This window comes from Gordonia sp. UBA5067 (assembly GCF_002414845.1).
GTDB lineage: Bacteria > Actinomycetota > Actinomycetes > Mycobacteriales > Mycobacteriaceae > Gordonia > Gordonia defluvii.
Map to the genome: position 1 here is coordinate 45,648 of NZ_DIAX01000086.1, position 23,821 is coordinate 69,468.

A 23,821-nucleotide genomic window follows, 5' to 3' on the forward strand; every position below is an offset into this window, starting at 1 on the left:
CCGACCAGGATACCCACCTCCTGGGCGACTACTGTTTCTGTCGTGATCGACCACCCGCCCGCAGTGCCCGGCTCGCCCCGATGGTGGGCGCAGCGAGAAGCCGCTGCGGCGCCGGTGACGGGGCGTCGCGGCCGGCCGTCGCGACCATTGGATCAGATACTGGAGAACGCGCTGGCACTCCTGTCCGAGGGGGGTACCGACGCGCTGTCGATGCGCTCGCTCGCCCGGACCCTGCGATCGTCGACGGCCACCTTGTACCGCCAGCTGCCCGGTGGCAAAGAAGAACTGGAAGCATTGATCGTCGACCGGCTGATGAGTGAGATGATGCAGGACTTGGCGGTCGAGCTGCGCGGCACGTCGGCGCAGCCGGGCGTCGAGCATCTCGGCGATCGGATCCGGATTGGCGCGCGCACCAGTTACCGGGTCCTCAAGCGTCATCCGGCCGCGGCGCGGCTATTCCTGACGCAGCGGCCGGCCGGGCCGGTGGCGCTGTACCGGCAGGAGATGGGGATGAGTCAAATGGTCCGGGACGGCCTCAGCCCGGCCGACGCCGCCGACACGTACGCGGCACTTGGGCGGCTCGTGGTTGGGGCCGCGCTGCAGGGGACCGACGATGATCAGGCCGACGTGGTCGCCATGCGCGAGTACTACGCGTCGTTGGATGCCGAGCACTTCCCGACTCTGACCAGGGTGGCCCGGTACCCACGCGCACTCGACGATGAGTTCGAGTTCGCGTTGGAGTTGCTGGTCGCGGGAGTTGTGGCGCGGGTGGATCGTGCTTGAGCGCATGCGGCGCCGCGCCACCCTGCGTCGCGCATGGAATCTGTTGCGGGACTTCAAGTATGAGCAGTCCGATCCGGCGCGCTTCTACGGTGCACTGGCCCGTGACACCGCGGAGATGGTCGGCGCCGTGATCGATATCGACGGTGCCGTCGTACTCGATGTGGGCGGCGGGCCGGGGTACTTCGCCGACGCGTTCGCCGAGCACGGCGCGCGCTACCTCGCCGTTGACCCGGACGCCGGCGAGCTGCGCGCCGCCGGACTGGCCCATCGCACGACGGTCCGTGCGGCCGGGGAAGCGCTGCCGTTTGCCGACGGATCGGTGGACGTGTGCCTCTCGTCGAACGTTGTCGAGCACACTCCGCGACCATGGGAGATGGCCGACGAGATGATTCGCGTGACGCGGCCGGGCGGCACGGTGATCATCAGCTACACGTTGTGGTGGGGGCCGTTCGGCGGTCACGAGATGGGGTTGTCGCACTACCTGGGCGGGCATCGGGCGGCCGCCCGATACACGCGCCGACAGGGACATCCGCCGAAGAACCGCTACGGGGAGTCGCTGTTCAAGGTGACCGCGGCGCAGGGGCTGGCGTGGGCGCATTCGGCTCGTGGTGCGCACCTGGCCGGGGCGTTTCCGCGCTATCTGCCGCGCTGGGCGTGGTGGGTGTTGGCTGTTCCGGGCCTGCGCGAAGTCGCGGCCACGAACCTGGTGATGGTGCTGCGCTGCGGGGGCTGCTGAAATCCGCACTGTGGCGAGACACCGGCGTGATTATCACCGAGGCGGTCCGGTGGGCCCCGGATCTCAGTAGGTGGTCCATCGCACCGACCCGGGGCGGTAGCGTGGCAGCCATCACATTCCGCTAGGCTGGCGGTCAGACAACGACCGTAGTCAGAAGGATTAGGTGCTCATGCTTTCCCTGCGCAACACGCTCGAACAGATCTCCGACACCATCGGGGCGATCAAGGTGCTGCAGAATTCCGGCGCCATCGATCTGAAGAAGCCCAAGCAGGTCGTCGAGGCGGTGAAGCTGGGCAAGTCGATCGGGCCGATCGCCACCGTCGTCGGCCATGTTGCGCGTGAGTCCCCCAACCAGGCCGCGATCGTCGACGAAGCCGGCATGCTGACCTTCGCCGAATTCGACGCCAGGGCCAACGCGATCGCCAACCAGCTCCACGCGGACGGACTCCGCGAGGGCGATGTCGTCGGCATCATCGCGCGCGATCATCGCGGACTGCTCACCGTCATCGCCGGCACCGGCCGCGCCGGACTCCGGCTCGCCATGATGAACACCGGGTTCGGCAAGCCGCAGTTCAACGAGGTCGCCAAACGCGAGGGCATCAAGGCGATGTTCTACGACGAGGAGTTCAGCGATCTGGTTGCGGACTTCCCCGCGCAGAAGCGCTATCTGACCTGGGTCGACTCCACGGGGAAGCCGCCCACGGGCGTGCGCGTCCTGGAGGAGATCGTCACCTCCGGTGATCCGTCGGCCCCACCGCTGCCCGCGGAATTCGCCGGCTTCGTCATCCTGACCAGCGGCACGACCGGTTTGCCGAAGGGCGCCCGGCGATCCAAGATCTCCCCGTTCGCGAGCGCGTTGATCCTGGACCGGATTCCGCTGCCCCAACACAAGGCGGCGGTAGTCGTGTCGCCGATCTTCCACTCCACCGGCTGGGCCATGTGGGGGGTCCTGACCGCGCTCGGCAACACGGCCGTGGTCACGCGGCGCTTCGACCCGGAGAAGACGCTGCAGGCCATCGTCGACAATCAGGCCGAAGTCCTCGTCGCCGTCCCGACGATGCTGTACCGCATCCTCGCGCTGGGCGACGCCGTCATCAGCAAGTACGACACCTCCTCGCTCAAGACAGTCGTCGTGGCGGGCTCGGCGCTGCCGCCCGCACTGTGCAACCGCTGGCAGGACACCTTCGGCGACACCCTCTACAACCTGTACGGATCCACCGAGGTCGCCGTCGCCACGGTCGCCACACCACACGACCTGCGTCTGTCCCCCGGTTCCATCGGCAAGGCCCCGATCTCGAGCTACCTGCGCCTCTACGACGACAACGACAAGCAGGTGACCGCCAAAAACGTCGCGGGCCGCCTATTCGTGCGCAACGGGGCGCCGTTCGAGGGATACACCGACGGCCGCAGCAAACAGGTCATCGACGGGTACATGTCGACCGGCGATATGGCGCTCGTCGATGAGCACGACCTCTGGCACATCGCCGGGCGCGACGACGACATGATCGTCTCCGGCGGCGAGAACCTCTACCCGCAGGAGGTCGAGAACCTGCTGGCCGCGCATGTCGAGGTCGCCGACGTGGCGGTCATCGGTGTCGACGACGAAGAGTTCGGCAAGCGACTGCGGGCATTCATCGTGCCGGTGGAGGGTGCGAGCCCGACCGAGGACGACCTCCGGGCCCACGTCAAGGCGAATCTCGCCCGATACAAGGTGCCGCGCGACATCGTCTTCGTCAATGATCTGCCCCGCAATCCGACGGGGAAGCTGGTCCGCCGCGAGTTGCCGGCGGGCCCGCTGGCCTGACCGCGGGCGGGTTCGGACCCTTCCGGCACCCGGCGAATCTACGCAAAGGGTCCGACTGTGCAGTCGGGCCCTTTGCTGGTTCGTCTGGGGTGGGTCGACTCGGTGGAATCAGCCCCAGCGCCACCGACGGTGCCGGCGGTCCTCGCGGCGGTCTCCGCGACGACGGCGCCGCGGCGGGCCGTAGGACGGGCGGTTCCCGTAAGGGGGGCGGTTCCCGTAGGGCGGGCGGTGGTGGGGAGGCATCTCGGCGTCCTTTCGTCAGCGGGCCGAACTCTTCAACCGCCCCGAACGTAACCAGCGGACCTCACCGGGAACTGAGTGTGACCTGGGCAGGATCTGGGAGTTCGGCGCGCGCCGCGCCGGATCAGATCATTCCTGCGCCCAGTCTTTTCCTTCGGAAATCGCGGCCATCGTCGACTGGCCGTCGAGCGCCTCACGAATGATGTCGGCATGACCGCAGTGGTGCGCGGTTTCGCGCAACTTGTTGACGACCAGCGAGCGCACCGACAGCCACTCGCGCTCCGGCGCCCAGGGCGCGGTGGGCATCGGGATCAACGTGTCAAGGTCGGCGTCGGCTACGGCGCGGTCGAATGCTGCCGCGCCGGCGACGAACTGGTCGCGGTAGTAGTCGAGCGTCTCGTCGGGCAACAGGGTGTAGTTGTCGCCCAGTGCCGCCATATCGAATTCCGCATCGGGGTCGGGACGCACGATCCCCGTCGCCGACCGGTGTTCGCCCGACGCCAGGTGTTTGGTGAGTCCGCCCAGGGTCAGCTCGCTGACCGTGGTGCGCGTGCGCGCCTGCTCATCGGTGATGTCGCGCACGGTGACGAGGAACAGATTGCGCTGGTCGCGCAGTACTTCGAGGAGTTCGCGTTTCTCCCCGTCGACGTCGACGGGGAGCTCGACTGCGGTGTAGAAGGCCATGATCAATCCTGTCGGTCGGGGGATGGTCGGACGCGTTTCGACGCTACGCCCGACGTCGGACACGGTCGCCGGGAAGTGCCCGGGCCACATCGCCTTGTCCACCATCTCCGACCGTCCACACCTGTGGTCTTCGGCCCGGGCGCCCGTAGGCGTCACCGCCTACCCTGGTCCCATGCCGTCGTTCGTCCCGCTCTCCTACACCCCGGACGACCTCGTCGACTTCGACCCCGGCGCTATCCAGCGGGGGCTCGCCTATGCCGACAAACGGCACATCATGAACCGCGTCTGGTCCAGCGGCGGATTGCTGTTGCGGGCCAAGTCCATCGGGTCGGGTGCCATCTACGATGTCGCCGCGCGATTCACCCCCGACGGGCGCGGCGATCGTCTCCTGGCCGGCACCAGCTGTACGTGCCCGGTCGACGGGTATTGCAAACATGCGGTCGCACTCCTGCTCACCGAATCACGCCAGCCGGCGCTCGAATCGCTCGATCAGCCGGCCGCCCGGCCGTGGCGCTCGGTGCTGGGCGGCTTTTCGTCCGACCCGGCGCCGGAGACTTCGCTGTCCGGTCCGGTTCGGCCGTTGGCGATCCAATTCCACCTGCCCAAGGGCACCCGTTATGCGCAGCATCCCGCGCCGAGCATCACGTTGCTGACCGTCGGGCGTACCGGGAACTGGATCAAGACCGGGATCAGCTGGAATGCAACGCTTACCGGAATGGGCTACGCACTCGGCCGGACGCCGCAGGTCGACCCAGACGCGTACGACGACCGGCAGTTGCGTGCGGCGCGCGCGATCGCCCGTGCCTTCGTGTCGAACTATCAGGCGCAGAATGCCGGTGCCATCGCCCTCGGATCGTCACCGTCCGACATCTGGGACCTGCTGGCCGATGCCCGCGACGCCGGAATTGTCCTGCTTCCGTCGCCGGCGCTCGGTATCACGGCGGTGGAACTGGTCGAGACTTCCGGTGTCGGACTGGAGGTATCGCGCGCCGCGGATGGCAGCGGTATCACGGTGAAGACCTTCGTCCACGTCAATCACGAGGCCTACCCGGGTGGGCCGGTCGGCCTCATCGGCGTGCCACGCCCGCACGGCATGTACGCCATCGGCGACGACGTCATGCTTATCGGCCGGTTCGAGTCCCCGGGCAACGACCGCGGACTCGAGCGGCTGCTCGCCGCGCCGGCCATGCACATCCCGGAGGCCGAGGTCGCCGAGTTCGCCACCGAGGTTGTGCCCAGCCTGCCGGCGTCGCTGCCGGTGCTCATCGACGACGAGGCCATTGTGAAGCCGACGATTGCCGGGCCGTTCGCGGCCCTGCGCGTCGACCTCAACGACCAGGGCGCCCGCGTGCAGTGGAAGGCGACCTATGAGATCAACGGGCGCCTGAAGGCGGTCGACGACGGCACCGGCGCGCTGGCCTACCGCGACGCGGGTGCGGAGGCGGCGGTGCTGGCGACGGCGCGCGATGCGATGCAAACGGTGGCCGGCGTATGCGCGCGGTGGCGCAACCAGGCGATTCACTACCTGCAGCAAGACATGCGGCACGCCGACTCCGCCGGCCGGGAGTCGCTGCTGGACTACGTTCAGACGCTGTCCGCCGCGCCGTCGATTCCCGCGGCCGTGCGCGCCGCCGACGTGGACCTGCTCCGCCGCGTCTTCACCTATTCCCCGATCGACGCCGCGGTGCTGTGCTACGAGGTCCTGCCGCTGCTGCGCGAGCGCGGGGTGCGCGTCGAGGTGAACGGCGACGCCGATCGGTTCCGCGCTGCTCAGGGCGACCCGGACATCACCTTGAGCGCCGACGACGACGGCCGCAACGACTGGTTCAACCTGCACGTGCGGGTTGAGGTCGACGGGGCCATCGTGCCGCTCGACCGGCTCATCGTCGAACTCAACAGCAGCGCTACGCACATGCTGCTCGACGACGGAACGTACTTTCCGCTCGATCATCCGGCCCTGGCGCGGCTGACCGACCTGCTCGACGAGGCGCGGGCGCTCGGTGAGATCGAGGGTTCGCGGGTGCGCCGTGAGTCGTACAACGCGACGCTGTGGGAGGAGTTGCTGTCGCTCGGAGTGGTCGACGGCGACCTCGCGCGGTGGCGCGAGCGGATGGTGCGACTCGCTTCGGCGACGTTGCCGCGACGCAGCGAACCGCCGGCCTCGCTGCAGGCGCAGCTGCGGGACTACCAGATCGACGGGTTCAACTGGTTGAAGTTCTTGTGGGACAACCAGATAGGCGGAATCCTCGCCGATGACATGGGGTTGGGCAAGACGGTGCAGGCATTGTCGCTGATCGCCAGCGCGCTGGACGAGGATCCGGCGCTGCGGTTCCTGGTGATCGCACCGACGAGTGTCGTGGGGAACTGGGTGCGGGAGGCCGCGAAGTTCCTGCCGTCGGCCAGTGCCGCGGCGGTGGCATCGGTGCGCACCGACGGGCCGATCGACGAGCAGATCGGCGCCGCCCGGATCGTGGTCACCTCGTACACGCTGTTCCGGTTGCAGTTCGAGGCGTTCGACGAGTTCGACTGGGCGGTTGTGCTTTTCGACGAAGCGCAGTTCATCAAGAACCACCACGGCAAGACCCACCAGGTTGCGCGCCGGATCAACGCGCGGTGCAAGGTCGCCATGACCGGCACGCCGATGGAGAACGGCCTGATGGAGTTGTGGGCTTTGCTGTCGGTCAGTGCGCCCGGACTGTTCCCGTCGCCGAAGGCCTTCACCGACTACTTCCGCAAGCCGATCGAGTCGGGGGCCGAGCCCGACCGGCTTGCCCTGCTGCGACGGCGGATGAAGCCGGTGATGCTGCGTCGTACCAAAGACCAAGTGGTCAAAGACCTTCCGCCGAAGCAGGAGCAGGTCCTTGCGCTCGACCTGAATCCCAAGCACGAGAAGATCTATCAGACGCGGTTGAACCGGGAACGGCAGAAAGTCCTTGGTCTGCTGGGGGATTGGGAACGCAATCGCTTTGAGATCTTCCGGTCGTTGACGATGCTCCGACAGTTGAGCCTGCATGCCGGACTGGTCGAGGAGAACGATGCCGGCGTGGCGTCGGCAAAGATCGATCATCTCGCCGAGCAACTTCCCGAGTTGATCGCCGAGGGGCATTCGGCGCTGGTGTTCAGCCAGTTCACCGGCTTCCTCGCACTGGTGCGCGCGAAGCTCGACGAGGCCGGTATCGCCTTCGCCTATCTGGACGGGTCGATGACGGCGACGGCGCGCTCGGTGCAGATCGCCGAGTTCACCCGCGGCGGCGTCCAGGTGTTTCTGATCAGTCTCAAGGCCGGCGGTTTCGGCTTGAACCTGACCGAGGCCGACTATTGCTTCGTCTGCGACCCGTGGTGGAACCCGGCCGCTGAGGCGCAGGCCGTCGACCGCGCCCACCGTATCGGCCAGACCCGCCCGGTCACCGTGTATCGACTGGTGTCGACGGGGACGATCGAGGAGAAGGTCATCGCGCTGCAGGACCGCAAGCGCGAACTGTTCAACGCGGTGCTGGACGACGGCGACCTGTTCGGCTCCGGGATCACCGAGAGCGATATCCGCGAGTTGCTCGACGGGTGAGCCGACGAGCAACTCGCGGATGGCTGCACCGTGCCGATCAGCTCAGGTGGTGCACCTCCTGCACCCCGTACACCGGGGTGTCGAGGCCCTCGTAGCGCGCTTTGAGCTGTAGTGCGAGATACAGCGAGTAGTGCCGCGACTGGTGCAGGTTGCCGCCGTGGAACCACAGGCCCGGCTGCTGCGTGGGTTTCCACATGTTGCGCTGCTCGCCCTCCCATGGCCCGGGGTCCTTGGTGGTGTCCGAACCCAGGCCCCACACTTTGCCGACCCGGTCGGCGACCTCTTGGCCCATCAGGTCGGCGGCCCAGCCGTTCATCGATCCGTAGCCGGTGGCGTAGACGACGACGTCGGCGGGCAGCTCGGTGCCATCGGACAGGACCACCGACCCCTGGGTCAGATGGTCGACGCCGCCCTTGGCGAGCTTGATGGTGCCGTCGGCGACCAGTTCGCTGGCACCCACGTTGATGTAGTAGCCCGAGCCGCGTCGCAGGTACTTCAGGAACAGTCCCGAGTCGTCGTCGCCGAAGTCCAAGTCGAAACCGGCGGCGGTCAGGCTGTCGTAGAAATCCTTGTCGCGCTCGCGGATCTCGTCGTAGATCGGGACCTGCCACTGGTGCATGATGCGGTACGGCATCGAGGCGAAGACCATGTCGGCCTTCTTGGTGGTCATGCCCGAGTCGACGGCCTGCTGGCTGTAGAGGGCGCCGAGACCGATCTCCATCAGTGACTCGGACTTCACGATGTGGGTGGAGGAGCGCTGCACCATGGTGGTGTCCACCCCGTTCTCCACCAGTGCCTTGCAGATATCGTGCGCCGAGTTGTTCGCGCCGATCACCACGACCTTCTTGCCGGCATACGCATCGGGGCCCGGGTGCTCGCTGGAATGGTGCTGCTCGCCGGCGAAGAGCTCCTGGCCGGGGAAGACCGGCGTGTTCTTCTTGCCCGACATGCCGGTGGCCAGAACCAGCTGGGTCGGGTGCAGGGTCAGTTGCTCGCCGTCGCGGTCGAGCTCGACGGTCCAGCGCTGGGCCGCCTCGTCGTAGGTCGCCCCGGTACAGGTCGTCTTCGACCAGTACGGCACCTCCATCACGCGGGTGTAGAACTCGAGCCAGTCGCCAATCTTGTCCTTGGGGGCGAACACCGGCCAGTTCTCCGGGAACGGCAGGTAGGGCAGGTGGTCGTACCAGACCGGGTCGTGCAGGCACAGCGACTTGTACCGCTTGCGCCATTGGTCGCCGGGGCGGTCGTGGCTGTCGACGACGATCGACGGCACCCCGAGTTGACGCAGTCGCGCGCCGAGGGCGATTCCGCCCTGGCCGCCGCCGATGATCAGTGCATAGGGCTGTGCGGTGCGACCGAGTTCGGCCTCCTCGTCGTCGCGCTTCTGCGCCCAGGAACGCCGGTCGGCGTCGGTCCCGTGCACCGCGCCCAGCGGGCGGCCGTGCCCCTGGGGCTCCTCGTGCCCTTTGAGTTCCTGCAGGGTGGTGAGCAGTGTCCAGGCCTCGTCGTTGCCGTCGGCAGCGGGTCGCAGCCGCAGGTGCGCGCTCCCGCGCCCGGACTGTGTCTCGAATTCAACGAAGGCCTCGGCCACCCCGTCGGGGGTTTCGGTGGGCGGCTCGGCGGTGACCCAGTTCGACGGTCCGGTGTCGGCGAGGCGGGCGCCGAGCATGTCGGCGATCTGGTCGCGGCCCTCGGACGTCGTGAGATTCCAGGTGAATGCCACCAGGTCGCGCCAGAAGCCGTCGACGGCGAACAGGCCGGCGACCTCGGCCGGGTCGCCCGCCGAAAGTGCGGAGTCGAACCGCGCCAGCCAGTCGTCGACCCGTTGCTGCGGGGTGCGCGGCGCCGTGCCGGTGCGGGGTTCCAGTGTTTGTGTCATGCGGTCCTCCAAGGCCCGTTGTTCCAAGTGCTTGTGATCCAGAACACAACCGCTGGACCGGGCCGGCAAGGGTTGCAGGGGGTTGCAGGTTGCGTGGCTTGACTTGGCGGCTTTGCCGTCGCACCCTCGATGTGACCCGAACCACATCGATTGGACGACGCCCATGACGGCGATTTCGGCCCCGGAACCGGCGTTGGCCGCCGGTGAGGACCCGCGTGCCTACGCCGCGGTGCTCCATGCCGTGTACGACGCCGAGATGGCTGGCGAGCGTGCCCCGGCCCGGCCCCGCGAGGTCATCAGCGACTCGTGGCGGCGCGTCAAAGAGGCCGGCGTGGACCCGGATTCCGGCGGCGCCGAACCGACGTTGGACGGCGGACAGGTGCAGTCGCGCCGCGCCGACTCCGGGCTCGGCGAGGTCCTCGAGCCGGTCATGCGCAACCTCGACACCCTCATCGTTGACGGGGAGAACGTGCTGGTGGTGGCCGACGCCCACGGCCGGGTGCTGTGGCGCAACGGGTCCGCCCGGGTCCTCGGCCAGGCCGACCGGCTCGGCTTCACCGAGGGTGCTTCGTGGGCGGAGACGGCGGTGGGCACCAACGCGATAGGCACTGCGCTGGCCTCGGGCCGGGCCGTCCAGGTGTTCTCCGCCGAGCATTTCGTGCGCACCCACCACAATTGGACCTGTGCGGGTGCTCCGATCCGCGACCCGCGCACCGGTTCGGTGCTCGGCGTCGTCGACGTGAGCGGCCCGGCGGTCACCATCCACCCGACGACGCTGGCGCTGGTGGACACCGTCGCCAAGCTTGCGCAGGCGCAGCTGCGCGAGCAGCACCGCGCCCGTCTCGACGCGCTGCGCGCGGTCGCCGCGCCGATCCTGGCCCGCTCCGGCGGGCCGGCGCTCGCCGTCGACGGCTTTGGCTGGGTGGCGGCCGTCGACGGGGTCGCCCCGCGCGAAAAGATGCTGCTGCCGCGGGAGTGCACCCCGGGCCGGTGGTATGTGCACGGACTGGGCGACTGCGAATTGGTGCCGATGCCCGGCGGGTGGCTCGTGCGGGTCCAAGAGGCCGCCGATACCCGCGTGCTGGTCCGGCTGAGTGCCGCGGGCGCCGCCGAACAGCAGGTACAGGTGTCCGGCGCCGACGGTGCGTGGGTGCACCGGCCCTCGCCGCGCCACGCGCAGATTCTGCGGCTGCTCGCTGAGCATCCTGCCGGGATGACCGCCGGCGCGATCGCCGTCGCCCTCTTCGGCGACGCGGCGCGGACGGTTACGGTGCGCGCCGAGATCTCCCGCCTGCGCAAGCGACTCGGTGGCGTGCTCGCCGCTGAGCCCTACCGTTTCGCCGAAGGCGTCGACGTCGTCGTGGGCGCGGCCTGATTCAGTTCAGCACGCGCTCCGGCGGGGTGGTGCGGGTGCGGGCCATCGCCGCGCGCAGCTTGCGGTCCATCCGGGCTACCAGGTTGGGCCGGTAGGCGCGGGCGTTGGCCGGATCGGCCAGGTTGTTCAGCTCGTGCGGATCGTTCTCGAGGTCGTAGAGCTCCCGTTGGGGGCGGGTTGATCCGCGGGGGTCGAAGTAGACCGCGTACTTCCAGCGCCTGGTGCGGATCGCGCGCAGGTGATTGGGCTGGCGCACGATGTTCTGCCCGTCGGGGGTGGCGACGTTGTCGTCGTCGAAGGTGAACAGGACGCTGTCCTGGACCTCGGTCCGCGGCGACCCCGGCGCGGCGACGGCGTCGGCGATGACCGGTGTCAGATCGGTCCCGCGGAACGTCCACCTGTCGCGGTCGGGGACGCCGGCCAGGGTGGCGAAGGTGGGCATGAGGTCGACGAGGGAGGCCATTGCCTCGGTGGTGGCACCGGTCGGGAACATCACCGGGTTGCTGATGATCAGCGGCACGCGCAGCGTCTCGTCGTAGGCGTTGAAGATCTTCTGACGGAGCCCGCCGTGGGACATGCCCATCTCGCCGTGGTCGGAGATGCGGACGATGAGCGTCTGGTCGCGCACGGCCGGGGCCTCGTCGAGGGTGTTCAGGACGGTGCCGAGGTGCTGGTCGACCACCCTGTGCAGGTAGGCGTAGAAGTTGGCGTAGTCGGTGGCGGCCTGCGGGGTGAACAGCGGACCCAGGCCGCCGGCCAGTAGCAGCTGCGACTGGACCTGGGCGCTGGGCTTGAAATTCGTCAGCAGGTTCTCCGGGTAGGAGGCCGGCAGGGTGATGCCCTGACGGAAGGCGCCGGGGGCCTTCGACGCGTAGTTGTCGCAGGCACCTTCGCGCCGGTTCCACGTCTGCGGGTAGGACAGGATGTCGTGCGGGTTGGCCAGCGACACGATCAGCGCGAAAGGCTGTGCAGCATCGGCCTTTTCGTTTCGGAGGAAGTCGACAGCCTGCTGGGTCACCGAGCCGTCGTGGTCGGCGCAGCCACCGCCGAAGTTGGCCGGTGAGGTATCGCCGCCGAAGTCGGGGGAGCGCCAGCCGGCAAAGCCGTAACGGGCGATGTCCGACGGGCGCGGGCCGTGGCCGTCGGGGCTCTTGCTCATATGCCACTTGCCGCGGTAGTGGACCCGGTAGCCGGCTGAGCGCAGCAGCTTGGCCATGTTCTGCTCGTCGACGGGCAGCGTCGGCTCGGTCGGCGACAACGTCCCACCCTCGGTGAGGGTGCGGGTCACGCCGTGTTCGGCGGGGTACTTACCGGTGAAGAAGGTGCTGCGGCTCGGCGAGCACATGGCGGCCGCGCAGAAGGCGTTCTCGAAGGTGAGGCCGTGGTCGACCAGGCGCTGCCGATTGGGCAGGTTGCGCGCCGCCCAGCCCGTGGGCCAGTGCATGGGCTTGCGTTCCTGGTCGGTGATGAACAGCACGATGTTGGGGCGCCGCAGCATCGACCCGGATCGTGGTTGGCCGGGGGCGGCCGCGGTGGTGCCCGTGCCCCCCACGGCCCCGCCCAGCGCCATGGCGCCCGCGCCGGCGGCCATCGACAGGAAGCCTCGCCGGGTGACGGGGAGGCCCGGCTGCTCGCTCGCGGGGACGTTGCGGGGGAGGTTTGCCATGGGGACATCATTACCGGTCGTGGCCAACACTCCGCTATTTCGGGCGAAGTCGGCGACCGGTGAGGCATGGTGGAGCTATGCGCAAACTGATCGTGCTGGTGGGCGCCGGGTTACTCGCCGCCGGGTTGGCCGGCTGTGACGTTCGGCCGGGCCCGGGACCGGAGAAGACGACGAAGATCGACACGATCGTTGCCGTCGTCGGCGGTAAGCCGGCCAAGGGCTTTCGGGTCGAACCGATGCAGGGCGACAATTCCATCGACTGCCAGTTCGCCCAGATCAGCCGGTCGGCGACGACGATGGGCGTGTTCGGCGGGTGTGGCGCATCAGCCCAGTCGGCCGATGTGTGCTGGCCGGGTACGGGCCACAGACTCTTGTGCGGCACCGAACCGTGGGACCGGACGCTGATCGAATGGGAGATCACCTCGGGCCGGTTGCCGCTGCGCGCGGAACCGTCGGCGACCCCCGAACCGTGGGGGCTCGAGTTGGCCGACGGACGGCGGTGCCGGGTCCGGGTCGGCGGCGCCTGGGGCGGACGGGCCGACGGAATGGTTGGGGCGTACTCGTGTACCGGTGGTCAGAATCAAGTCGTGCTGCAGGGCGCCGACGCGACGACGGCGATCGATCGGTCGACGGCGATCTGGACGGTGCAACTCGGCCGACTCGGCGCGGGCAACCCTGATCTCGGCAGCCCGGTGAAGGTGTCGGTGCGCACCGCCTACTTCGCCGGCTCGCAGGTCGGCGGCTGACCGCCGGCGGCTACTTCGTGCGGGTTCCGGGCACGATACCGGCGTCGATGACCGCCTTCACCAGCGGGTGGGTCGCCTCGAGGAGTGAGTCGACGCCGCTTGTGGTCCAGACACTTTCACCGAGCGCATCGGTCATGGCCTCGATGTCGTCGTAGCGTTCCGCACCGTCGGGGGTGAGGCGGTGCGCGATGCCGGACTCGTTGGGGCCGGTTCGCTCGGCCAGGCCCCGCTCGACGAGGCGGTCCACCGAGAGTTCCCAATCGTCGTCGCACCAGCCGCGGGTCAGCATCGACATTCGCTTGCCGAGCGTGACCCGGCGGATCCCCGGATCGAGCAGCTGGGACTCATGGAACGTGCGGGCGTCGATGCCGTCGAGCCCGTGTACGACCAGTGCCGCGATGTGGTTGTCGCCGCGCCATTCCCGCAGAACCGCGATGTTGTGCCACAGGGCCACGATCGGTTCGTCGGGGATCGCAGCACTCGCCCACGCGGCGGCCAGCGCGCGTCCGTTCAGCGGTAGCGAAGCGGCGAGAGCGCCGTAGCGCGCGGCGAGATCGGCAATGGCGGGCTGCTCGCCGAGGTCGCCGAGGATGGCATGGAACTGTTCGCCCAGCATTGCGTTGCGACGATCGACGACGGCGTCGAGCCCTACCGCGCATGCCGACGCCCACGCCGTGCCGATCAGCGCCGGGGAGAAGTTGAAGAAGGCCGACGCAACGACCGAACCGGCGCATGGTCCCAGGGGCGCGCCACGGGCGCCGACGTAGAAGGCGTGCGGGTCGAGTCGGGTGTCGGCCTGGGCGGCCTGGAGGCCGGGGTTGAAATAGGCCAGGAGGTGAAAGGGTTCGAGGGCTTCGTGCGCGCGGCGGGCGGCACTGGTCATGGCGATCTCCTCGCGGTCGGGTGCTGCCAGCGTAACGCGGGCGCCGTGGTAGGAGAGGCGATGAAACTGGGCAATCAGGGTCGGGAATCGGATGCCAGCCGGGCCTTCACCTCCGGTTTGACGACCTTGCCCACCTTTGAACGCGGCAGGTCGGGCCACACGTGCACAATCTTGGGCGCCTTGACGCTGCCGATTCGAGCTTTGACAAAGGCGACGAGCGCCGCCGGCTCGACGGGATGGCCCGGCTTCGGCTGGACGACGGCCTCGACCCGCTCGCCCCACTTGTCGTCGGGTCGGCCGATGACTGCGCAGTCCTGGACGCCGGGGTGCGCGAGCAGAGCCTGCTCCACCTCCACCGAGTACACGTTGAAGCCGCCGGTGATGATCATGTCCTTGGCCCGGTCGACGATGAAGAGGAAGCCGTCGTCGTCGAGGTATCCGACATCGCCGGTGTGATGCCACCCGAACTCCGACGCTTCGGCGGTCGCCGCCGGGTTGCGGTAGTAGCCCGGCGTCACGAGCGACGATCGGACGACGATCTCGCCCCGCTCACCGCGCGGTAGGAGGGCGCCGCGGGAATCCATGATTCCCATCGTGACGAGCGGTGACGGTCGCCCCGCGGACGAAAGCCGATGCGCCGCCACCGCTCCATCTGGATGGAAATGCTCTGCCGGGGCCATCGTCGACAACATCATCGGCGCCTCGGTCTGCCCGAACAGTTGCGCCATCACCGGCCCGATGCGAGTCAGCGCTTCCGCGAGACGAGCCACCGACATCGGGGCCGCGCCATACCAGAAGCATTGCAAGGACGAGTGATCCGTTTCATCGAGGGCGGGATGCGTCAGCACCATGTAGAGCAGCGTCGGCGGCAGGAACGTGACGATGTTCGACGGGTTGTTCGAGAACTGTCTGATCCGGTACACGCCAGACGACACCTCGGTCGTCGACACCCTGCGTCGGCATGCAGTGTGGGTACTCGACGCGGTGTGCGGTTAGCTCGCAGCAACGGGAGTAGCGTGACGCCCATGCAGATCGTGAACGTCCGCTTCCACGTCAAACCAGAACTCGCCGACGCCTTTCCCGCGGCCATTGCCGACCTCGTCGACGCGACGCGCGCCGAACCGGGCAACCTGTGGTACCTGTGGTCGCGCAGCCTCGACGATCCGAGCGAGTTCGTCGTTCTGGAGGGTTACACCGACGATGGCTTCGCCGCGCACGCGCAGAGCGCCCACTTCCAGGCCGGCGGCGCCAAGATCCATCCGTTCTTGGTGAAGACCCCGGAGATCATCGTGCGTCAGGTGCCGGGCGACGGCTGGGATCAGCTCGGCGTCCTCGCCGTCGACTGACGTATCGGCGGTGCGCGGTCAGGACCAGACGGCCCGCGCGCCGGTGTCCCCGACCAGGAACACCAGCCAAATTGCAGCGATCGCGGCCAGCATGACGGCCAGCGCAAGTCCGCGGCGCGCCCAGATCAGGGCGGCGGCGCTGAGCGGGATCCGCTCGTAGCAGGCGGGCCGGTCCAGCAGCCACTGCGCCAGCATCATGAGGAACAGTGGCGCGACAGCAAGGATCAACTTGTCGCCGAGTTCAGCGTGGTCGGCGATGGACGCGGGATGGCCGAGCTTCTCTTCGAGCGCTTCGCCGGCGTTGGAGGCGATCGGCACTGCGATCAGGGTGACCAGGGCCAGCAGGGGCGGGAACCAGCCCAGGTGGGTGCGCGCCCGTGGCCACAGTGAGACAACGATGCCGACCAGAGCGGTGACCGGAACGGCCACGACCACGAAGTGAACGATCAGTGGGTGCAGCGGCAGGCCGGCAATCGAATCCATGCCGGGAGCGTAGCGCGGCGGCCCGCTCACCGCGCAGTAGGGACGCCAACCCTTGCTTGCGGTCGTGCCGGGAATCAGTGCACCGTAGGGGCTATGACCGAGACTGCGGCAACTGTCCCGCATGCGCACCCCGACGAACCGCACACCGGTGGCTTGGCGAACCGGCTCAACTGGCTGCGGGCCGGCGTGCTCGGTGCGAACGACGGCATCGTCTCGACGGCGGGCATCGTCGTCGGTGTCGCCGCTGCCTCGGCTGACCGTACCGCCTTGTTCACCGCGGGAATCGCGGCCCTGGCCGCGGGGGCAGTCTCGATGGCCCTGGGCGAGTACGTTTCGGTGAGCACCCAGCGCGACACCGAGGCCGCCTTGCTGACCAAGGAGCGGCGGGAGCTGCGCGAGGAACCGGAAGCAGAGCTGGCCGAGCTCGCCGGCCTCTACGAGGCCAAAGGGCTGTCGTCGGCGACGGCCCACCTGGTGGCCGCCGAGCTGACCGAGCATGACGCGCTCGCCGCCCACGCCGACGCGGAGCTGAAGCTGGATCCAGACGACCTCGCCAACCCGTGGCTGGCGGCCTTGTCGTCGGCGATCGCCTTCACCGTCGGCGCGCTGCTCCCGCTGATCGCGGTGCTGCTGCCGCCGGTTGCCTGGCGCATCCCGGTGGTGTTCGTGTCGGTGTTGCTGGCCCTGATGCTGACGGGCACCATCGGCGCCCTCCTCGGCGGCGCCAAGGTACTCCGGCCGACGATGCGCGTGGTGATCGGTGGCGCGCTCGCCATGATCGTCACCTACGGGATCGGCAGCCTGGTCGGGACTGCCGTCGGCTGATGCCTCGGGGCGTCCACGCAGTGGGTTCTGGCACCACCGTCGACGGCGCTTGACCGTCGCGTACTGAGGGGCTCCAGGTCGGTCAGTGCACCGCCTCGGTGAACAGGTGGCGCTGGCCTTCGCGCTCGGCGACGGCGGCGACGCGCAGGATGTTCTCGTGATCGAAGCCGGTCCACCGCTGGGTGCGTTGGCGCTGGTACTCCGACCAGGACGGTACGACGAACTGCTCGATGTAGGTGTCGGGCTCCTCCCCGGTCTGATATAGCCGCCACGATCGGCCGCCGGTCCGGCGCCGAGAGCCGGCCAGCGGCGTCATCGCGGTGAGGAAAGCCTGCCGATTCTCCGGTTCGACGCGGTAGGTCACCTCGATCTGCACCGGACCGTCGGACGGGCCCGGTTCGAAGACGAGGTTGGGCACCGGCCACGTCACAAAGAGGGTGCGGTCGAGCTGCGCGGTCATCGGGTGCAGCGGCAGAACCGTCGCGGTTGCCGCTGCGGACACCAGCAGGCCGGCGGCGATCGCCAGGGCGGTGCCCGGGCTCAGCGACTGTCCCAGTAATCCCCAACCGAAGGCACCCAGACCCTGTAGCCCCATGAAAACCAGCAGGTACATCGACATTCCGCGGGCGCGCACCCATTGCGGCAGGGTCAGCTGCATGGCCGCGTTGAGGGTGGAGAGCTGCGCGGTCCAGCCGAAGCCCGCCAGGAACAGCGGGACCGCCGCCCAGCCGAACGGTGCGAATCCGGCTGCGACGGTGCCGCCCGCGAACAGTAGTGCCGACCCGGCGAGCAGCAGATCCGATGAGATGGTCGCCCGGATCGCCGGCAGCACGAACATGCCGCACACCGCGCCGACGCCGAGTAGTCCGAGCAGGACGCCGTAGCCGGTGGAATCGAAGTGGAAGTGCGACCTGGCCACCACCGGCAGCAGCGCCCAGAGCGCCGACGCCGGGAGGGCGAACAACGCGGCCCGCAGCAGTAGCCGCTGCACCACTGGCGCCGCCGCGAGGTACCGCATCCCGACCGTCATGGACATCGCGATGTGTTCGCGCTCCACGTCGGCTGCCTTGGGCGGCCGGCGCCAGGTCAGCAAGGCGAATAGCACCGCCACATAGGACACCGCATTGACGGCGAAGACCGTGCCGGCACCGCCGAAGGTGAACAGCACCCCGGCCAGAGCGGGGCCGACGGCCCGCGCGGTGTTCATCGCGACGCTGCCGAGCGACGCCGCGTCGGCAATCTGATCGCGCGGCACCAGTTCGGGCTGGATGGCCTGGAACGCGGGGGCGCTGAGCGCGGCGCCGGAACCCAGGAGGAAGGTCAGCACCAGCAGGATGGGCGGGGTCAGCAGACCACTCCACGCCAGGCCCGCCATCACGCCGGCGATCACCACGGCGTACACCGTCATCACGATGAGCAGGCGCTTCGGATTCAACACGTCGGCCAGCACGCCGGCCAACAGTGAAAAGACAAGGGTGGGAAGCAGGCTCGCGGTCTGCACCAGCGAGATGACCGCCGGCCCGGCATTGGCGTCGACGAGGAACCACTGGGCGCCCACCGTCTGCATCCACAGCCCGATGTTCGAGATCATCAGCGCCAAGAACAGATTCCGGAACACCTCGTTCTGCAAGGGGGCGGTACCCAACTTCAACGCCATGGGCATCAGCTTAGGTTCGCCGGCGAGCCGGTTGACGTTGATCTGGCCGGTTGTGGTCGCGCTTAGGCGGCGGCAGCCCAATCGAGGGCATGGACGGCGTGCTTGCCCGGGATTCCTTTGAGATCAACATTCCTGGTCTGCAGCACCGAATAGGTGTCGCCGAGTTCGTCGAGCACGGCGTCGCTGACCAGGATTTCCGCACCGTCGGCCTGTCCGGCGACGCGCGCAGCCATGGCGACGTTCTGCCCGAACAGGTCGTTGTCGCGGTGGACCGCCGGTCCGCGGTGGATGCCGATGCGCACCCGCACCGGGCTCAGGCGCGAGCCGGGTCGAACGCCGGTGATCGCGCGCTGAACGTCGACTGCCGCACCGACCGCATCGGCCGGGGAGCGGAAGGCGACCATGAAGCCATCGCCCTGGGTTTTGACGACGTAGCCATTGTGATGTTCGACGGCGCGGTTGATGATGCGATCGTGCTTGTCGAGCAGATGGACCCACACCTTATCGCCGAGTTGGGTGTTGAGGGTCGTCGAATCCTCGATGTCGGAGAACAGGATTGTGACCGTCCCGTCGTGATCGGCGATGCGGACGAGGTCGGGACGCTGCACGTTTGCCCAGCCGGCGATCTCCTCGACGGAGCTCCGAACCACGCGGCCGAGACCTTGGTCGGCCACCTTGATGGCCGTTCCGACCGCGCCACGGGCCAATTCGGACGCCGTCGGCACCCGCAGTCGGCGTTTGCGTGGCGGCTGCTGCAACTCGGTGAGCGTGCGCTGCAACGAGTGCGACCGCCGGCGCGCGCTCAACCACAAGACGGTGGTGGTCGTCGCCAGCGCAGCGAGCGCGGCCGCCACTACCGCGAGCGAAATCTCGAGTGTGGTCATCGGAGTCAACGTACCCTGCACACATGGCGTTCACCGACACCGAACTCGCATACTTGAAGTCCCAGCGACTCGGACGGCTCGCAACACAGAAGCCCGACGGGACTCTGCAGAACAGTCCGGTCGGGTACAAGGTCAACGCCGACGGCACCATCGATGTCGGCGGCTACAACATGAGTGCGAGCCGCAAGTATCGCAATGTCGCCGACAACGGTCGCGTGGCACTGGTCGTTGACGACCTTGCCTCCATCGATCCGTGGCGCGTCCGCTGCCTCGAGATTCGCGGGCGTGCCGAAGCTGTGCCGGCAACGGCCGAGTCGGGCGCGGTCATCCACATCCATCCCGAGCGTGTGATCGGCTTTGGTCTTGACGAAGACAAGGACGCCCACGGCCTGAAGGTCAACGCGCGCGACGTGTAGCCGGTTTCCACACGCCGGTTGTGTTGGTGGCGCCGCGGGAGGCATTCACTGAGCGGGATTTGCCGGGGGGCGCCGTTGCTTGCGGTTGAGGTGTTGTCGCCGTCGACGCGGAGCATTGACTTGTTGTTGAAGAAGGATCGATTGCGTCGTGCTGGGTGCGCGAACTATTGGGTCGTCGATCCGGATGAGCGTCGATCATCGCGTGGGCGTTGCGCGACGGGCAATATGTCGAGGTTGGTCATGCGGCCGGTGACGAGGAACTGCGAATCACCGAGCCGTTTGGCATCGCATTGACGCCGTCAGAGTTGGTCCGTTGGTCGAGCTGACCTATGACCCGAATGGCGAGGTCTGCCGGGGGGACGGCTTCGGCTTGCGCCAGGTGATGGACCAGGTGGCCAGCCGATCACCTAAGGCACCTTCGTAGGCGATCAATGTCGGCCGAGGCCCATCGATGTCGAAGGCGACAGTGCCGCGGGCGCGTTCGCCGGCCGGAAGGCTACCGGATCCAAGTGTCGTGCTTGAGTAGTCTGGGCTGCTGTACATCGTGCCGTCGGCGGCCTTTGCCGACCAGTACAGCGGATTGACGGCGAGCGACCCGCGGGTTGCGGTGATAGTCGCGGTGAAACTGAAGGTGCTCCCACTCATCTGGATGTCAGTGACATCGACATAGCCTGCGTCGTCGTAGTCGGAGATGTACTTGCCCTCGGCCGCTGCGGCCTGGCCGCTGGGGGCAAGAAGCGCGATGAGAGCGAGACTCAGTGCGATCGCCAAGCGGGCGATGCGGGTGGACGAAATAATTGTGGACCTCCTAGGTTGCCGACGGTTCACATCTCCGGTGATCCGTTTCGGCAGAGACTAGGTCGACGGTCTGACACCGCGGCGCGGATCGTGTGCGGGACAAGGGCAGCGCGTCGCGGTCGGCGGGCGCGTTGTTCACAGTTTCGTGTTGTCCACAGGACGGTTGTGAGCGGGCCTGTTGTTGGGGTGATTCTTGCAGGTCGTGGCGCTAGATTCGGTCGCCGTGGGGGAGGGTGAGGACTACGATGACGGCTATGACGACCGAGGTCTTAGGGCTGCCGCGGGGCCGGGCGTTGACGCGCGAGGATTTGGATGCGATGCCTGATGATGGGCATCGGTATGAGCTCCTCGACGGGATTCTCGTCGTGAGTCCGGCGCCGCGACTGGTGCATCAGCAGGTCGTGCTTATGTTGTCTCGCGTCCTTTTTGATGCGTGCCCGAGCGAGTTCCGCATGTACTTCGCGCCGGTCGATGTTGTGCTCGCCGAGGACACGGTGATGCAGCCGGATCTGTTGGTGGCGCCGCGGGAGGCGTTCACTGAGCGGGATTTGCCGGGGGCGCCGCTGCTTGCGGTCGAGGTGTTGTCGCCGTCGACGCGGAGCGTTGACTTGTTGTTGAAGAAGGATCGATTGCGTCGTGCTGGGTGCGCGCACTATTGGGTCGTCGATCCGGATGAGCCGTCGATCATCGCGTGGGCGTTGCGCGACGGGCAGTATGTCGAGGTGGGCCGCGCAGTCGACGGTGCGACGTTGCGGCTGACTGAACCGTTCAACGTCGCGCTGATTCCCGCCGAGCTCCTCGACTAGCTGCGGCAGCACGCGTTCTGCCTGTGTCCTCGACTTACGGCTCCGCCAGCCGGCGTTTACCTAGCCGACGGCAGAGCGACGTGGCGGGCGAAGAAGCGGGTGGCATCTTCGCCCGCGAACTGAGGAGTGCCAGCGTGGCCGCCCATGTTGGCGTTGAGCGTCTTCTCCGTCGAACCGAAAGCGTCGAAGAGGTCGAGCGCCATCCCGCGATCATTTCCTTCGTCATCCCACTGGAGGAGAATGTGCAGCGGAATTGTGACCCGCCGCGCCTCCGCCAAAGTCGCGCGCGGCACGTAGCTACCGGCGAAGAAGGCGGCCGCTGCCACACGCGGGTCGACGACGGCCAGCCGCACTCCGATGGCGATCACCCCACCGGAGAAGCCCACTCGTTCGCCGATTTCGGGACGGGCAAGGACCTCGTCGAGCGTGGTCTGCCACTCCGGAACCGCCTGATCGACGAGCGGCAGGATCAGCTGGTCGATCACCTTCTCCGCAGGCTGCTCACCAGCGGAGATGGCCCGACGAAGCTCGCCGAAGGCGTGCGCCATACCGGGCAGCGGGGCCCGGTCGCCCGCGCCGGGCAGCTCGACGGTGACCGCGGCGAAACCGGCTGCGGCGGCGCTGCGGGCCCGTTCCAATAGGCGGGGATACATCCGTCGCGTCCCAATGCTGCCTGGTTGGTTGAGCAGGATGAGTGGCACCGGTGCGGATGCGGAAGCGGCTGGCGGTGTCCACAGGATGCCAGTGGTGTCACCGAGAGTGAACTCGCGCTCGGTGATGCCCTCGGCGAGATGTTGTTCAGAAGTGAAGCGCATGGTCGTGCCTTTCGGGAGTGCTGCTTATCAGCGGCGCTCCCGGGCGACCTATCGCCGGACCGTGACTCCCCAGGGGAGCACCAACGTCAATTCGTTCACGGGTACCACCTCCTCGGATTCCTGCACGGGCCAGGCGAGTGTATCAGCGCCTACGCCGGACTCGTCTCTTCTCGTAGCGGTCGCTCAGCGATTAACCACGCTCGGGGTAGCGATGGTTCTGGTGTCCTCGTCCAGATCGCGACGTGCTGCCGCCTAACGTGTGGGCAGGACCGACGCGAAGGCTGGGCGAAATGACTGTTGATCAATCTGGACTACAACTCATGCTGGACGAAGCGGAGATCCGTCGGCTGCTGACGCGCTACTGCGCAGCGGTCGATGACCGCGACTGGGAGCGCTACCGCACCGTCTTTACCCGTGATGCCTGGATCGACTACACGTCGGCACCTCATGGTGAGGCGGGCACGCTCGACGACACCGTCGACTGGCTTTCGACGAACCTCGTCCTTTTGCCGATGACGATGCACTGCGTGATGAACGTCGACGCCACGATCGACGGCGATACCGCGACCGTGCGTGCGCAGTTCTACAACCCGCTGAAGATTCCGGGCGTCGAAGGAGCGTCGTTCTGCGGCGGGTATTACAACCATGAACTTGTTCGCACCGAGAATGGTTGGCGCAGTAGGAAGCTCGTCGAAGACAACGTCTGGTTCGAAAACAATCCGTTTGTGAACGAATAGCTGCTGGCGCAGTTACGAACCGATAGTGGTGGCGTCGAGGATGAGCCAGTTTTGATTCTTGTCGACCGTGACTTTGAGGGTCATCTGACTGGTATTGCCGTTCGGCGTCAGCTTGTTCGTGGCCTTGGCCTGAATTACTGCGTTGACCACGTACACACCGTTTTGTGCCGACGAGACCGACGCCGCGATTGGTGTTGCGGTGGACACCATCTGCTGCTCGACAGCCAGCTGTTCCATCGTGGAGACGGTCCCCCGCAGTTGCTGCTTGACCTTAGGTGTGGTGTTGGCGGAGTTGATCCAGTCCTTCCACGCCGTGAGGTCGTGATAGTCCATCGTCGTCATCCCGACGGCATAGTTCATCGCCACCTTCTCGGCATGCGCGTTGTTCCGCAGGGCTGCTGCGTCGCTGGCGGCACTACGGTCATGCAGCCACAGCGCACCCAGGGCGGCATTGGCGATCAGCGACAGGACCAGGAACGTCGACGCGATGATCGCCACCCACCGCGTTCCGTTCGACGAGGTGGCCGACGACGGGGGCGGCATGACTGGCGGGGGCGGCATGAACGGTGGTTGGAAGCGCTGATTGGGCGGCGGGGTCGTCATGGGTATCTCTCTGCTAAGTGGGCGCCTCAAACTAGCTGGTGCCCCGACATCTGCCAATAGCTACCCCTACGAGGGAACTACTCCCTCGTAGGG

At 67.5% G+C, this 23,821-nt stretch carries 21 protein-coding genes and 2 pseudogenes; 12 read left to right on the top strand and 11 right to left on the bottom strand.

The window, feature by feature from the left end; genetic code table 11:
* Nucleotides 1-42 precede the first annotated feature (42 nt).
* The 3 genes from B4M62_RS14550 to B4M62_RS14560 all read left to right on the top strand — a co-directional run bounded on the left by B4M62_RS14550 (nt 43) and on the right by B4M62_RS14560 (nt 3,323).
* A complete protein-coding gene (locus tag B4M62_RS14550; RefSeq protein WP_290714274.1) occupies nt 43-783 on the top strand; it encodes a TetR/AcrR family transcriptional regulator C-terminal domain-containing protein in 741 nt (246 codons plus the stop codon).
* A 4-nt stretch (nt 784-787) separates the two neighbouring features.
* Nucleotides 788-1,519, top strand: a complete 732-nt coding sequence (locus B4M62_RS14555; RefSeq protein ID WP_290714302.1) for a class I SAM-dependent methyltransferase — start codon at nt 788-790, stop codon at nt 1,517-1,519.
* Between the two features lie 169 nt (nt 1,520-1,688).
* Complete coding sequence (locus B4M62_RS14560; protein ID WP_290714275.1) at nt 1,689-3,323, top strand: AMP-binding protein; 1,635 nt, start codon at nt 1,689-1,691, stop codon at nt 3,321-3,323.
* Nucleotides 3,324-3,692: 369 nt separating this feature from the next.
* On the opposite strand, the gene B4M62_RS14565 is transcribed toward B4M62_RS14560, so the two are convergent.
* On the bottom strand, nt 3,693-4,247 hold the full coding sequence (locus B4M62_RS14565) for a DUF664 domain-containing protein (RefSeq protein WP_290714276.1): 555 nt from the start codon (nt 4,245-4,247) through the stop codon (nt 3,693-3,695).
* A gap of 172 nt (nt 4,248-4,419) precedes the next feature.
* Between B4M62_RS14565 and B4M62_RS14570 the strand changes: the two genes are divergently transcribed.
* Nucleotides 4,420-7,809 (top strand): DEAD/DEAH box helicase, encoded by a 3,390-nt coding sequence (locus B4M62_RS14570; protein ID WP_290714277.1) that lies wholly within the window; start codon nt 4,420-4,422, stop codon nt 7,807-7,809.
* A 37-nt stretch (nt 7,810-7,846) separates the two neighbouring features.
* On the opposite strand, the gene B4M62_RS14575 is transcribed toward B4M62_RS14570, so the two are convergent.
* Nucleotides 7,847-9,688, bottom strand: coding sequence for a flavin-containing monooxygenase (locus B4M62_RS14575; RefSeq protein WP_290714278.1), 1,842 nt, complete (start codon nt 9,686-9,688; stop codon nt 7,847-7,849).
* A gap of 163 nt (nt 9,689-9,851) precedes the next feature.
* Between B4M62_RS14575 and B4M62_RS14580 the strand changes: the two genes are divergently transcribed.
* The gene (locus tag B4M62_RS14580) at nt 9,852-11,063 is read left to right on the top strand and encodes a GAF domain-containing protein (RefSeq protein WP_290714279.1); all 1,212 of its coding nucleotides are present in this window, start codon (nt 9,852-9,854) and stop codon (nt 11,061-11,063) included.
* A 1-nt stretch (nt 11,064) separates the two neighbouring features.
* Here the strand turns inward: B4M62_RS14580 and B4M62_RS14585 are convergent, their stop codons facing one another.
* On the bottom strand, nt 11,065-12,729 hold the full coding sequence (locus tag B4M62_RS14585; RefSeq protein ID WP_290714280.1) for a sulfatase-like hydrolase/transferase: 1,665 nt from the start codon (nt 12,727-12,729) through the stop codon (nt 11,065-11,067).
* A 77-nt stretch (nt 12,730-12,806) separates the two neighbouring features.
* Here B4M62_RS14585 and B4M62_RS14590 point away from each other — a divergent pair, with 77 nt between their 5' ends.
* The gene (locus B4M62_RS14590; protein ID WP_290714281.1) at nt 12,807-13,475 is read left to right on the top strand and encodes a hypothetical protein; all 669 of its coding nucleotides are present in this window, start codon (nt 12,807-12,809) and stop codon (nt 13,473-13,475) included.
* A 10-nt stretch (nt 13,476-13,485) separates the two neighbouring features.
* Here the strand turns inward: B4M62_RS14590 and B4M62_RS14595 are convergent, their stop codons facing one another.
* Entirely contained in the window at nt 13,486-14,358 is an 873-nt protein-coding gene (locus tag B4M62_RS14595) for an SCO6745 family protein (protein WP_290714282.1), read from the bottom strand.
* Nucleotides 14,359-14,432: 74 nt separating this feature from the next.
* Nucleotides 14,433-15,236 (bottom strand): annotated as a pseudogene (locus tag B4M62_RS14600) (AMP-binding enzyme); the annotation flags it as partial.
* A gap of 147 nt (nt 15,237-15,383) precedes the next feature.
* Here B4M62_RS14600 and B4M62_RS14605 point away from each other — a divergent pair.
* The gene (locus B4M62_RS14605; protein WP_290714283.1) at nt 15,384-15,704 is read left to right on the top strand and encodes a putative quinol monooxygenase; all 321 of its coding nucleotides are present in this window, start codon (nt 15,384-15,386) and stop codon (nt 15,702-15,704) included.
* 18 nt (nt 15,705-15,722) lie between these two features.
* Here the strand turns inward: B4M62_RS14605 and B4M62_RS14610 are convergent, their stop codons facing one another.
* Nucleotides 15,723-16,187 carry a DUF2231 domain-containing protein gene (locus tag B4M62_RS14610; protein ID WP_290714284.1) on the bottom strand — a complete coding sequence of 155 codons (465 nt, stop codon included), beginning with the start codon at nt 16,185-16,187 and terminating at the stop codon, nt 15,723-15,725.
* A 93-nt stretch (nt 16,188-16,280) separates the two neighbouring features.
* Here B4M62_RS14610 and B4M62_RS14615 point away from each other — a divergent pair, with 93 nt between their 5' ends.
* A complete protein-coding gene (locus B4M62_RS14615; protein ID WP_290714285.1) occupies nt 16,281-17,012 on the top strand; it encodes a VIT1/CCC1 transporter family protein in 732 nt (243 codons plus the stop codon).
* Between the two features lie 82 nt (nt 17,013-17,094).
* On the opposite strand, the gene B4M62_RS14620 is transcribed toward B4M62_RS14615, so the two are convergent.
* Both B4M62_RS14620 and B4M62_RS14625 read right to left on the bottom strand, forming a co-directional pair.
* Complete coding sequence (locus tag B4M62_RS14620; protein ID WP_290714286.1) at nt 17,095-18,669, bottom strand: MFS transporter; 1,575 nt, start codon at nt 18,667-18,669, stop codon at nt 17,095-17,097.
* A gap of 62 nt (nt 18,670-18,731) precedes the next feature.
* Complete coding sequence (locus B4M62_RS14625) at nt 18,732-19,553, bottom strand: adenylate/guanylate cyclase domain-containing protein (protein WP_290714287.1); 822 nt, start codon at nt 19,551-19,553, stop codon at nt 18,732-18,734.
* Nucleotides 19,554-19,576: 23 nt separating this feature from the next.
* Here B4M62_RS14625 and B4M62_RS14630 point away from each other — a divergent pair, with 23 nt between their 5' ends.
* Nucleotides 19,577-19,969: a PPOX class F420-dependent oxidoreductase gene (locus B4M62_RS14630; protein WP_290714288.1), complete on the top strand. Its 393-nt coding sequence runs from the start codon at nt 19,577-19,579 to the stop codon at nt 19,967-19,969.
* A gap of 14 nt (nt 19,970-19,983) precedes the next feature.
* Nucleotides 19,984-20,295: pseudogene (locus tag B4M62_RS14635) on the top strand (Uma2 family endonuclease); the annotation flags it as partial.
* A 1-nt stretch (nt 20,296) separates the two neighbouring features.
* Here the strand turns inward: B4M62_RS14635 and B4M62_RS14640 are convergent.
* A complete protein-coding gene (locus B4M62_RS14640; protein WP_290714289.1) occupies nt 20,297-20,740 on the bottom strand; it encodes a DUF1942 domain-containing protein in 444 nt (147 codons plus the stop codon).
* A 272-nt stretch (nt 20,741-21,012) separates the two neighbouring features.
* Between B4M62_RS14640 and B4M62_RS14645 the strand changes: the two genes are divergently transcribed.
* On the top strand, nt 21,013-21,573 hold the full coding sequence (locus B4M62_RS14645) for a Uma2 family endonuclease (RefSeq protein ID WP_290714290.1): 561 nt from the start codon (nt 21,013-21,015) through the stop codon (nt 21,571-21,573).
* A gap of 56 nt (nt 21,574-21,629) precedes the next feature.
* On the opposite strand, the gene B4M62_RS14650 is transcribed toward B4M62_RS14645, so the two are convergent.
* On the bottom strand, nt 21,630-22,388 hold the full coding sequence (locus B4M62_RS14650) for an alpha/beta hydrolase (protein WP_290714291.1): 759 nt from the start codon (nt 22,386-22,388) through the stop codon (nt 21,630-21,632).
* Between the two features lie 290 nt (nt 22,389-22,678).
* Between B4M62_RS14650 and B4M62_RS14655 the strand changes: the two genes are divergently transcribed.
* The gene (locus B4M62_RS14655; protein ID WP_290714292.1) at nt 22,679-23,125 is read left to right on the top strand and encodes a nuclear transport factor 2 family protein; all 447 of its coding nucleotides are present in this window, start codon (nt 22,679-22,681) and stop codon (nt 23,123-23,125) included.
* 12 nt (nt 23,126-23,137) lie between these two features.
* Here B4M62_RS14655 and B4M62_RS14660 read toward each other — a convergent pair whose 3' ends face one another.
* Nucleotides 23,138-23,728 carry a hypothetical protein gene (locus tag B4M62_RS14660; RefSeq protein ID WP_290714293.1) on the bottom strand — a complete coding sequence of 197 codons (591 nt, stop codon included), beginning with the start codon at nt 23,726-23,728 and terminating at the stop codon, nt 23,138-23,140.
* Between the last annotated feature and the right edge of the window lie 93 nt (nt 23,729-23,821).